12 protein-coding genes are annotated in these 11,028 nt (G+C 63.0%); 3 read left to right on the top strand and 9 right to left on the bottom strand.

Annotated features, from left to right (window positions below):
• Positions 1–247: 247 nt before the first annotated feature.
• The 7 genes from EV657_RS22580 to rfbC form a co-directional block, all read right to left on the bottom strand.
• On the bottom strand, positions 248–847 hold the full coding sequence (locus EV657_RS22580; protein ID WP_134079484.1) for an acyltransferase: 600 nt from the start codon (positions 845–847) through the stop codon (positions 248–250).
• A gap of 168 nt (positions 848–1,015) precedes the next feature.
• Complete coding sequence (gene rfbA / locus EV657_RS19625) at positions 1,016–1,891, bottom strand: glucose-1-phosphate thymidylyltransferase RfbA (RefSeq protein WP_134079485.1); 876 nt, start codon at positions 1,889–1,891, stop codon at positions 1,016–1,018.
• A complete protein-coding gene (rfbD, locus tag EV657_RS19630; RefSeq protein WP_134079487.1) occupies positions 1,888–2,754 on the bottom strand; it encodes a dTDP-4-dehydrorhamnose reductase in 867 nt (288 codons plus the stop codon). The genes rfbA and rfbD overlap by 4 nt, the downstream gene beginning before the upstream one ends.
• A complete protein-coding gene (locus EV657_RS19635) occupies positions 2,751–3,146 on the bottom strand; it encodes a hypothetical protein (RefSeq protein WP_134079489.1) in 396 nt (131 codons plus the stop codon). Before EV657_RS19635 ends, rfbD begins: the two co-directional genes overlap by 4 nt.
• Positions 3,143–4,255 carry a glycosyltransferase family 4 protein gene (locus EV657_RS19640; protein ID WP_134079490.1) on the bottom strand — a complete coding sequence of 371 codons (1,113 nt, stop codon included), beginning with the start codon at positions 4,253–4,255 and terminating at the stop codon, positions 3,143–3,145. Before EV657_RS19640 ends, EV657_RS19635 begins: the two co-directional genes overlap by 4 nt.
• 5 nt (positions 4,256–4,260) lie before the next feature.
• On the bottom strand, positions 4,261–5,301 hold the full coding sequence (gene rfbB, locus EV657_RS19645) for a dTDP-glucose 4,6-dehydratase (RefSeq protein WP_134079492.1): 1,041 nt from the start codon (positions 5,299–5,301) through the stop codon (positions 4,261–4,263).
• A complete protein-coding gene (rfbC, locus tag EV657_RS19650; protein ID WP_134079493.1) occupies positions 5,298–5,855 on the bottom strand; it encodes a dTDP-4-dehydrorhamnose 3,5-epimerase in 558 nt (185 codons plus the stop codon). The genes rfbB and rfbC overlap by 4 nt, the downstream gene beginning before the upstream one ends.
• A 224-nt stretch (positions 5,856–6,079) precedes the next feature.
• On the opposite strand from rfbC, the gene EV657_RS19655 reads away from it, so the two are divergent.
• A complete protein-coding gene (locus EV657_RS19655; protein ID WP_134079495.1) occupies positions 6,080–7,435 on the top strand; it encodes an oligosaccharide flippase family protein in 1,356 nt (451 codons plus the stop codon).
• A gap of 15 nt (positions 7,436–7,450) precedes the next feature.
• Here the strand turns inward: EV657_RS19655 and EV657_RS19660 are convergent, their stop codons facing one another.
• Positions 7,451–8,416: a glycosyltransferase family 2 protein gene (locus EV657_RS19660; RefSeq protein ID WP_134079496.1), complete on the bottom strand. Its 966-nt coding sequence runs from the start codon at positions 8,414–8,416 to the stop codon at positions 7,451–7,453.
• Entirely contained in the window at positions 8,417–9,955 is a 1,539-nt protein-coding gene (locus EV657_RS19665; RefSeq protein ID WP_134079498.1) for a hypothetical protein, read from the bottom strand.
• 225 nt (positions 9,956–10,180) lie between these two features.
• On the opposite strand from EV657_RS19665, the gene EV657_RS19670 reads away from it, so the two are divergent.
• Both EV657_RS19670 and EV657_RS19675 read left to right on the top strand, forming a co-directional pair.
• The gene (locus EV657_RS19670; RefSeq protein ID WP_134079500.1) at positions 10,181–10,441 is read left to right on the top strand and encodes a spike base protein, RCAP_Rcc01079 family; all 261 of its coding nucleotides are present in this window, start codon (positions 10,181–10,183) and stop codon (positions 10,439–10,441) included.
• 77 nt (positions 10,442–10,518) lie between these two features.
• The coding region (locus EV657_RS19675; protein ID WP_208323318.1) for a hypothetical protein at positions 10,519–11,028 on the top strand (510 nt) is incomplete at its 3' end.

Consider the following 11,028-nt stretch of genomic DNA (forward strand, 5'->3'; position numbering starts at 1 on the left):
TGCTCGTCGGTCAGCCAGAAAAGGTTGCTCATCATCACCCCCGTCAGTCCGGGAGTTTGAATCACGCAGGCCGGGCAGCCTCAAGAAAATCAATGCGTCCTGAGCCTAAGTGGACACATGCGTTTTCTTCCTATGAAAACCCGCGGAGGATCAATTCAACCCAACCGCCTGGTCCATCCGCAGGGGCGCACTCCAATACGGGGTCACGATTCAATGCCGATTGACAGTCCGGTTTTCGGGTAACACCTCAATCTTCAGGGAAGAAATATGCTACGCGCATATGTCTAAGCTCCGGTTCGATCATGGGATCGTACCCACCTTCACGGCTTTCGATCAGGAGCTTCCAGGGATACCCCTCGGTTCGCGCCGAAAGCTTCGCTGCGTGTTCGGCAAACCCCCGCACTTTGCGCGCAGGGTTGCCGGCAACGATTGTGTCCGGGGGGACATCCTTACCGACAACAGCACCGGCCCCAACGATTGCTCGAGGACCGATGCTTACCCCCGGAAGGATGATGGCGCCCCGGCCAATGAAGACATCGTTATGCAAGATCACGGGTGCAACTGTATCGAACTTCTTCCCAAGCGCGTTGCCTGCCATGACGGCGCTGCCGTCATGGCAGGCAACCCATGCCCCAACAATCCAGACATTGTTACCGATCGATGTCAGATAGGGATCTGTGAAAACCGAATCCGGCATAATAAAACAGTTGTCGCCAAGCCTGTGAAACCCGCCATGCCGTTTGAGATAAGCCGTCCAGTCCTCTGCGCTCGGCCGACAGAGCCTTTTCCAAAGGCGCACCATCTTCCCTCGCTCAACAGCCAAATGCCGAAGTAATTTATTGTACATTTTCAAAACCTTATGCTGTGATCAACGGCGGTATGGGTAACGCGCGAAAGTTGGTGATGCCGGATCAGGCGGCGATTTGAAGTTGGCGCCGGCCGTAGCGGAACTCAACCCCCTCGATAATCTCGGGCAACCGGTTCCGGGCACCTCTCTCGGCCCCGTCGGCGCAGGTCAGGTCTCGTTTGCCACCTGCTGAAGGTACTGCCCATAGGCATTCTTGCCCAAGGGGGCGGCGGCCCGCAGAAGGTCCTCCTTGCTGATCCACCCCTTCTGGAAGGCAATCTCTTCAGGAGAGCCGGTCTGCAGACCCTGTCGCGCAGTCAGCGTACGGACGAAATTACCCGCATCCAAAAGAGAAGCATGGGTGCCGGTGTCGAACCAGGCATAGCCGCGGCCCATCTTTTCGACCGTCAGGGTTCCGTCGGCCAGATACATTTCCAGAAGCTCGGTGATTTCCAGCTCGCCACGGGCCGAAGGTCTTACATGGGCTGCCCGCTCCGGGGCGGTTCCGTCGAGGAAATAGAGCCCGGTCACCGCATAGTTCGACGGCGGATCGGCCGGTTTCTCGATGATCCGTCGTACCCGGGCGCCGTCGAGGTCGAGCACGCCATAGCGTTCCGGATCGGCCACACGATAGCCGAAGACCGTCCCGCCGTTGGCCTGGGCATCGGCGCGCCGAAGGATGTCTGGCAGGCCATGGCCGAAGAAGATGTTGTCGCCCAGAACCATGGCCGAGGGGCTGCCCGCTAGGAAATCGCGGGCCAGCAGGTAGGCCTGGGCCAGCCCGTCGGGAGAAGGTTGGACAATGTAGTCGAAGCTGAGCCCCCATTGTGACCCGTCGCCCATCAGTCGGCGGAACTGGTCCTGATCCTGGGGCGTGGTGATCAGCGCGATCTCGCGGATCCCGGCCAGCATCAGCACCGACAGAGGATAATAGATCATCGGCTTGTCATAGACCGGCAGCAGCTGCTTCGAGACGCCGATGGTGATCGGGTAAAGCCGGGTGCCCGAGCCGCCCGCCAAAATGATCCCCTTGCGACTGGTCATGTATCAAGCTCCTTCAGAACGTCCTTGAGGCCTACCAGCCAGTCGGGCCGGGAGATGCCGTAATCGCGTTCGAGGGCCCTGCAATCGAGCCGCGAATTCAGCGGCCGCCGCGCAGGCGTCGGATAGGCAGAGCTGGGAATGTCCTCGATCTCGACCGCCTGTCCGCCAGGGTTCCGGGCTTGGGCGAAGATCTCGCGCGCGAAGCCCGCCCAACTCGTGTCCGGGGCACCGGAAAAGTGGTAGATCCCCGAAGCCCCCCCTCGGGAAAGACCCTGAACCAGCCTGAATGCGGCATCTGCGATGGCGGCCGCCGGTGTCGGCCCGCCGATCTGGTCGGCCACGACGGTCAGGCGGTCACGGGTCTCCGCAAGCCGGAGCATGGTCTTCACGAAGTTCTGCCCATGGGCAGAGAAGACCCAGGAGGTGCGCAAGATCGCATGACGTCCGCCCGCCGCGGTGACGGCCTCTTCGCCTGCCAGCTTGCTGCGGCCGTAGGCTCCGAGCGGGGCCACGGGATCACTGGGCGCCCAGGGGGTATTGCCACGACCGTCGAAGACGTAATCAGTCGAGATATGAACGAACGGGATGTCCCTTTGGGCACAGATGCGCGCCATCGCTCCGGGGGCCGCGCCATTGACGCGGGTGGCCAGAGCCTCTTCCTCTTCGGCGCGGTCAACTGCGGTATAGGCCGCGGCATTGACGACGGCATCGACCTCGATCTTTGCCAGAGCGGTCTCGATCGCTCCGGGGACAGAGATATCTGCCATTTCGCGGCCGAAGCAGATCAGGTTCGCGCCATGAGGCATGTGGCGCGCCAGTTCGGTCGCGACTTGGCCACTACGTCCAAAAACCAGAAGTCTCATTGAAGATCCTTCATGTCCGCAACGAAACCGGCGTACCCAACATTCTGGAAATGGCCACGGATCGAGAGCCCCGAGGCTGAGCAGTTCTTGCCGGAGGCATTGTCATGCATCGTGGCGTGTTTCCCCCTGGCACCACCGACAGTGCCATCTGCTGCCGCTTTGTTTTGATCGTCTCCAAGAATCCGGCGATGTTCCGGATGTTCTTTGACGAATTTGCACAACCCGGCCGGTTTATGTTTGAAGCCGAAGGAAAGCGTGAGACCGCGGCAAGTCCCCAGAACATGGCCCCCTCCCTTGATTTCAGTGCATTGCGCCAAACGCTGGGACGGTTTGCGTGATCCTCTGAGCAAACTGAAGTCACACCCGAGCGAGGCGGTAAAAGTCTTCCTCATGGGATGTGCTCCAGCTTGGTGATGTCCTGCAGAACGGTCACGATGTCCCGGGCCCAGACATCCCAAGTCAGGCGCGTGCGGCAATGCTCGAAACTCGATTTGCTGAGCTGGCGGTAGGCAGCGGGATCGGTAGTCATACCGCGCAGAATCGTGGCATAGGCCGCCCCGTCCGCTCCCGGCGGCAGCATTCGCCCATTACGCCCTCGGGCATCCATCAGCGTGGCAATTCCTCCGGTATCGCTGATCAGTACCGGACAGCCATGGGCATTGGCTTCGGCGACCACCATGGGGGTGCAATCGGCCCTGGTCGGCAGAATGAGCACATGGGCATGGCTCAGGGCCTCGGCCAGTCGCGCGGCATCGGTGGAGTCATTCTTGTCGAGATAGCCCAACACGGTGGTATCGGGATCGGCCAAGGCCTCGGGCACGGTGGCGCCGATCACTGTCAGATGCGCAGCAACCCCACTGTCCCGGAGCGCGTCCAGCGTAGCCAGAGCGATGTCCCCACCCTTCCGAACCCAGTCCTGACCGATAAAGAGCAGCTCGAGTCTGTCCAGTGGCGGCTTTTCCGGCGGGGTTTCCGGCAGTCCGTCCAAGTTGACCCCGAAGGGGATGACATGGATCCGGCTTGGGGCCAGTTCCGGAAATTCCGCCTGAGCACGTGCCGCCATGTAATCCGAGGAGTAGATCACCCGGACGGCCCGCGACAGCGCCCGTGCCTCGGCTTCATCCGCTTCAGGTGGGATGGGCTTGCTGTAAAACTCGCGCAAGAATTGCGGCGTGGCATCGGTCAGTAAAAGAACTGGTGCAGTCAGTGCATCGCCGAGGTGGGCCACCAAGCTCGAGGAAACAGGCGCCACGATTCCGTGAAGACCCCGATCATCGATATCTTCACACCCTATGTCTTTTCTGCGTGCCCCGGAAACAGCACTTTCCAGACGGGTAATCAGTCGCCCTCCAAGCCTCGTGGGGGGGGGGCTATGACGACCGAGCACACGCACCTCAAGGCCGGACTGGGCCTCAAGTGCGCGTAACATGTAATAGGGCGTGCCACTGAAGCTGTTGCGATCATAGGGGTTATGTACCGAGAGGAACCCGATCCGCATCATGTCAGTTACCGCTTCGTTCCCAGCCGAACGCCCACGCCCTGCCGATCCAGCAGTGGGCGCCACCAGGTCTCGTTTTCCAGATACCAGATCACCGTCCGCCGAAGCCCCTCTTCCAGCGTGACCGAGGGCCGCCAGCCCAGTTCCTCGCGGATGCGCGCGGGATCGATCGCATAGCGCAGATCGTGGCCGGGCCGGTCGGCGACAAAGCTGATCAGGCTGGAATAGGGTCGATCTGCGGGCTTTATCTCGTCGAGGATCGCGCAGATCATGCGCACCAGATCGATGTTCCGGGCCTCGTTCTCGCCGCCGATATTGTAGGACCGCCCGACCTGTCCCTTCTGCACCACCAGCAGCAGCGCCGCCGCGTGGTCCTCGACATAAAGCCAGTCGCGCACGTTCTCGCCCGCACCGTAGACCGGGATCGGCTTGCCCGCCAGCGCGTTCAGGATCACCACCGGGATCAGCTTTTCGGGGAAGTGGTAGGGGCCGTAATTGTTCGAGCAGTTGGTCAGCAGAACCGGCAGCCCGTAGGTTTCGTGCCAGGCCCGGACCAGATGGTCGGACGAGGCTTTCGAGGCCGAATAGGGGCTGCGCGGGTCGTAGGGCGTGGTTTCGGTGAACTTGCCCTCGGGCCCCAGCGACCCGAAGACCTCGTCGGTCGAGATGTGATGAAAGCGGAAGCTCTCGGGACGGCCCCTGCCCTCCCAGTAGCCGCGCGCCGCCTGCAGCAGCGCATAGGTGCCCAGAACGTTGGTCTCGATGAAGGCTCCGGGGCCGTCGATCGAGCGGTCGACATGGGATTCCGCCGCCAGATGCATCACCGCATCGGGGGCATGTTCGGCGAAAACAGTCTCTAACCCGGCGGGATCCCGGATATCGGCCTGCACGAAGACATAGCCTGGATGGCCTGCAACAGACGCCACGTTTTCCAGGCAGGCAGCATAGGTCAGGGCATCGAGGTTCACCACCTCATGGCCGTCCGCGATGGCTCGCCGCACCACCGCCGAACCGATGAACCCCGCGCCGCCGGTGACCAGAATTTTCATGGGGCCTCCCATGTGAAGGGGCTGTCGAATTCCTCAAGCCGCGGGGCGGTCCGGTCCTTGTCCGAAAGCACCGGGTCCCCGCTCAGGTCCCAGGCAATCCCGCAACTGTCCCAATGCACGCCGCCATCGGCTTCGGGCGCGTAGAAAGCGCTGCACTTGTAGGTGATTTCCGTCTCGGGCACGCGGGTCGCGAAGCCATGGGCGAAGCCCTCGGGGATCAGCAACTGGCGGCCGTTCTCGAAACTGAGTTCGACGCCGACCCACTGTCCGTAGGCGGGGGAACCCTTGCGGATGTCGACGGCCACGTCGAACAGCACCCCGCGGCCGCAGCGCACCAGTTTGGCCTGGGCATAAGGCGGAGCCTGGAAATGCAGGCCGCGCAGGGTGCCCGCCTGCATCGACAGGGAGTGGTTGTCCTGGACGAAATCGTGGTCGAGACCGGCGGCCGCCATCGTGCGGCGGTTCCAGGTCTCTTCGAAGAAACCACGCGCATCGCCGAACCGTCGGGGTTCAAGGATCAGGACACCGGGCAGAGAGGTTTCAATGATATTCATCAGGTTCCAAATGGGTCGAACAAGGGCAATTGTGACTGGCCCGCCCGGCTTAGCAGCGCGGGTCCTTCGCGTCACCATGACTTTCTGGCCGGAGGTTGCAAACCGGTCCGGTTCACGGCGTCACGGCTGTCTGCGGGATCCTATCGTGAACCAGTTCGGCCCGGGGCCGTTGCCAAGGAAAAGCAAACGCGCCAAGAAGGCTGGCAAAAGAGGTAGAGTGGGACATGCGCAGCTGGATCCAGGCGTTTTTCACGGGCGATTCCCTCAAGATGCGCGCGATGCGCGGGTCGATGATCACGTTTCTGGGCTTTGGTGGCACTCAGGTGCTGCGGCTGGCGGGAAACCTGGTGCTGACCCGGCTGCTGGTGCCGGAATATTTCGGCCTCATGACCATTGTGCAGGTGGTCACGACAGCGGTGCAGATGTTCTCGGATACCGGCGTGCACGTGTCTATCATGCAGAGCAAGCGGGGCGACGATCCGTTGTTCCTGGACACAGCCTGGGTTGTGCAGATCCTGCGCGGGGCCCTGCTCTGGGTAATCGTCACGGCGCTGAGCGGCCCGGCTGCAGCATTCTATGACCAGCCGGAACTGGCTGCACTGCTGCCGGTGGCCAGCGTCGGCCTTCTGATCTGCGGTTTTCGGTCGACGAAGATGGCCACGGCGGGTCGACATCTGGCCTTGGGGCGGGTGACGCTGATCGAGCTATCGACCCAGGCGATCTGCCTGGTGATCCTTGCGTTGCTGGCCTTTTGGCTAAGATCGGTTTGGGCGCTTCTGATCGGCGGGCTCGTGGGACAGGCGCTGAACACACTGGCCTCGCATCTGTTCCTGCCGGGGCATGCCAACCGGTTCCGGCTGGAACGAGCCGCCTTCGGCGAACAGTTCAATTTCGGCAAGTTCATCTTTCTTAGTTCAACCCTGGGGTTTTTACTCAACCAGGGAGATCGTGCCATCTTGGGAAAGTTCGTTTCAATGAGCGAGCTCGGGATTTACAATATAGGCTTCTTTCTTGCGACGGTTCCGCTGATGCTGACGCGGCAGTTCGGGGACCGCATCCTCATTCCGCTTTACCGCGAGAAGCCTCCCTCGGCCGGGGCCGAAAACCGGGTCAAGATCCGCAAGGCCCGGCTTGGCCTGACAGGTGCCATGCTGGTCCTGAGCCTTTTCCTGGCAATAGCCGGAGACTGGCTGATCCGCCTTCTCTACACCGAAGCCTATCACGAAGCCGGGCCGATTCTGGTGCTTCTGGCGCTGTCCGGCATGCCGTTCATCATCTCGAACGCCTATACTGGGCTTTACCTCGCAGCCGGCAGGTCCCGTGATCTCACACTGCAACTGTCCTTCACGGCGGCGGTGCAAATGATTGTGCTCTATACCGGCGTGAAAGCCTTCGGCTTACTGGGTGCTGCGATTGCGCCCGCAATCGTGGCAATGATCTCCTATCCGGTCACAGTCTATTTCGCCCGCAGAAACAAGGGCTGGGACCCGGGGCTGGACGGAGGACTTGCGCTAGCGGCCCTGCTGGGCGCGGGGGCAGTTATGCTTTGGATCCATCCCGAAATCGTCTCCCGTCTTTAGGCATGCGGCTGAGCGCTACTTGTATTCGATCAGCCGCCCCCGGGCACCGGAGGCCCGCCGCCACAGATAGGTTAGCACCCCCTGCACCTCTGGCAGTTTCGCCAGCACAAGAAAGATCGCCCGCATGGGGTCATGACCTTTCCGTATCAGGCGAAGAACCTGCAACGGATAAAGCAGCAGAAGCGCCAGAGCCCAGGGAGATATCAGCACCGCTCCGGCGAGAGCTGCTAGCGGCAGGGCAAAGCCCCAGACCATGGCGCTGCGGGTTTCGCGCAGCTTGTGCCGCTCGGGTCCGAACCCATGCATCGCGGCGCCTTCGGCATAGGCATGGCCTGCCCGCCGGGCCCGCTGCCACCACTGGCCGAAACGGGTCATGGCCGCGTCATGCAGTGTCATCTCGGCATCGAGCCGCCAGACCTTCCAACCTGCGGCCCGCAACCGGATGCAGAGTTCGGGTTCCTCTCCCGCGATCAGGTCCGGGTTGTAGCCGCCGGCAGCGATCAGCGGAGCGGCCCGCATCATCGCGTCCCCGCCGCAGGCCCGCGCCTCGCCCACGGGAGTGTCCCATTCCGCGTCAACCAACCGGTTCCAGAGCGTCGCGTCAGGGTGGCGTTCGCGCCGGCGGCCGCAAACCACGGCCGTCTCGGGATGATCTTCGAGGAAGGCTTGTGCCGCGGCGATCCAGCCGGGTTGCAATTCGCAATCGCCGTCGATGAACTGGATCAGGTCCACGGAGCCGTCCGCCATCAGCGCCTGGATCCCGGCATTGCGTGCCCGCGCCGCGGTGAAGGGGTGTGCCGTATCCAGACAGATCACCTCGGCTCCGGCCGCCTGCGCGGCCTCAATGCTGCCATCGGTGGACCCGCTGTCCACATAGACGCGACGGGTAACGCCGGGCGGGATCGCGGCCAGCGCCCGGATCAGGCGCTGGCCCTCGTTGCGGCCGATCAGAACGATCCCGATGGATCCGGCACGGCTCATCTAGGTCTCCTTGTTTCCACCCCGCCTGACCCGGCGGGTCTGACGCGTATAGGCAGAGAGGGGGGATGTTTCCTGCACAGGATGTGACGGCGCCTCCGGCGGGTCGCCGGAGGCACGACGGTTCCCGGGCCGGGCACTCTCTCCAGCGGCAATGGCAGGTTCTGCAAGACTGTCCTGCCCCACTTCGAGCCTTCCCCAGAGAGCCCCGGCCAGAAGCCAGGTCACGGGCGTGATCGTGGCATTCGGGATGAGATCTATCAGATTGCCAGCAAGGATGATGGCGATGATCCCGGTTTCCAACCCGGGCCGTCGGCGGCGCCATCCCAGCAGCAGCAGAAATATCGGAGCCGTGAGCAGGCCGAATTCGGCAATATACCGTGTCCAGCCGCCAACCCCGAGAACGATCGTCCAGTACCCGTCGGCAATGGGACCGGCGGTGTTTCCCTCACTGCTGTCGATCACGCGCGACCGGCCCCAGCCACCCCAGCCGAAAACCGGGCGCTGCAGCGCTTTCGCCAGCATGATGTCTTCGTTCAAGATCCGGGTCCTGAACGATCCCGCCCGATCGGGATTGATGCTTTCGGCAAAGTTCAGCACCCGATCCAGAGGCACCTGATCGGCGCTTCGCAGGACGGGATAAGTGAGAAAGATCGCGGCAATCACGCTGGCCACGACCAATTGCCCGCGTGGACGCAGCAGCAGAGCCACGGGCAGGAGCGCGGCGGTGATCATCATCGCGCCAAGCGACGTCGACAGGATCAGCGTACCCAGCAGCCAGATCCCGGCGATGCCGAAGAACTTGCGCGGGATTGCCTTGAGCCGCCACAATCCACAGGCGGCAATTGCCGTCGCCATGAAGAAGATCGACAGCCATAACCCATGCGGCAGGAAAACGACCGGCCGCCAGACACCGCCTCCGCGATAGTGTTGAATAAAGGAATGCTGAAAGAATCCGTAGATCCAGATGTTCAGCTGCGGAGACATCCGCACTTCGATAAGCGCGAGGAAGGAATAGGCGAATCCGCCAATGGCCAAGGCACCCAGCAGCAGGCGGTGATCTCCGGGCCTGGCAAGGACCTTGCGCGCAAGGAGCATCGGCAGGACGGACATGAATATCGCCAGGACGGCTGCAAATCCGTCATAAGGGCGCATGCCGGGCAGGACTGCCGAGCCGTAGCGGACAGAATCCCCGTTCGTCAGCACGGTCAGAAAGGATCCGGCGACCAGAACTCCGAGCAGAACCAACCCGGCCGGATGCCGCGGAAGCAGGCCCCGCAGAACGTTGGGGGCAGGTCTGGTCTGCCATCTGTTCCGGGACGCGCCCGCCACAAGCAGAACCGCCACAAGTGCCGTCATGGCCGGGACCGTCTGCTTGTCGAGTTGCGGCAACAGCGGCAGGTTGAACGACGTCTTTTCCGGAAGCAGCAGATACCCCCCCAGAAGCGCCGCGCAGAGTGCCGTTTGCAGGCGGTACTTGCGAAAGAAGGCGATGCAGGCCACCGGCCAGAGATAGAGGGCGACAAAGGGCGGCAGCAGCATGTCTGTCCTTGCATCTGCCTCGGGGTCGGCAGGTCGAGAGATGCTCCGTTCTAGGCCAGAATGATCGCGTGGCCAAGTCTGGCGCCCCGGTACGGCACACGCTGCGTGCGCCCCCGTCAATCCTGATTAAGCAGGTTTGAATAAATTCCCCGGGTTCCGGCGTCTCAAGGCGTCCGCAACGCCAGATCGCGCCATTTCCTCACGGCTTCGCAGGAGCAAGACCCCATGAACGATATCTTCGCCAGACACACCGGCGGCCTTGAAAGTCCAGCCGCCGAACTGACCCCGATTTCACCAAGCGATTCCAGTGATTTGACTCATGCCTCGCGGGCCCTGAATGTCGCCACCACCGGATTTGTCCGGGTGACGACGGTCAGGGGCACGACCGCGACCGTCTTCATCGCCGCCGGCATCGCCTTCCCGGTCCGGGTCACCCGGGTCTGGGCGACCGGCACGACGGCCGACGGCATCGTGGCCCTGCTTTGATGATCGGACTGTCTCTCGCCGCGCTCGCGTTTCCGGCTCCCGGCACTGACCGGGATCCCGAACGCCTTCCACCCCGCGTGATCCTTGCCGCGGACAACACGCTGATGGTCGATCTGGCCGAGGCGGCAGGCGAGGCCCGGATCACCCTCACCCTCTCGGATGCCGCGCTGGGGCCCTTCACCATCCCTCTCGCCGATTACCTGAGCCCCGAGACCAACCTGGTGGCCCCGCGGGTCTCGGGCATCCCGGCCCGCGGCGAGACGCTGGCCGTGACCCCGGGCATCTGGCTCGTCGATCCCGCGGCGGGGCTTTCGGCCCGCCACCAGTGGACGCGCGGCGGCCAGCCCATCTCTGGCGCGACCGGCCCGAGCTACACCGTGACCGCCCAGGACGAGGGCCAGCTGCTGGCCTGCCGCGAAACCGTCGGCTCCGAAACCGTCCCCAGCGGCGCGATCGCCGTGCCCGAAATCGTGGTCGAGCCCGTCCCCGACCCCCGCGTGATCCTTGCCGCGGACAACACGCTGATGGTCGATCTGGCCGAGGCGGCAGGCGAGGCCCGGATCACCCTCACCCTCTCGGATGCCGCG

The sequence above is a fragment of the Rhodovulum visakhapatnamense genome, from assembly GCF_004365965.1.
GTDB lineage: Bacteria > Pseudomonadota > Alphaproteobacteria > Rhodobacterales > Rhodobacteraceae > Rhodovulum > Rhodovulum visakhapatnamense.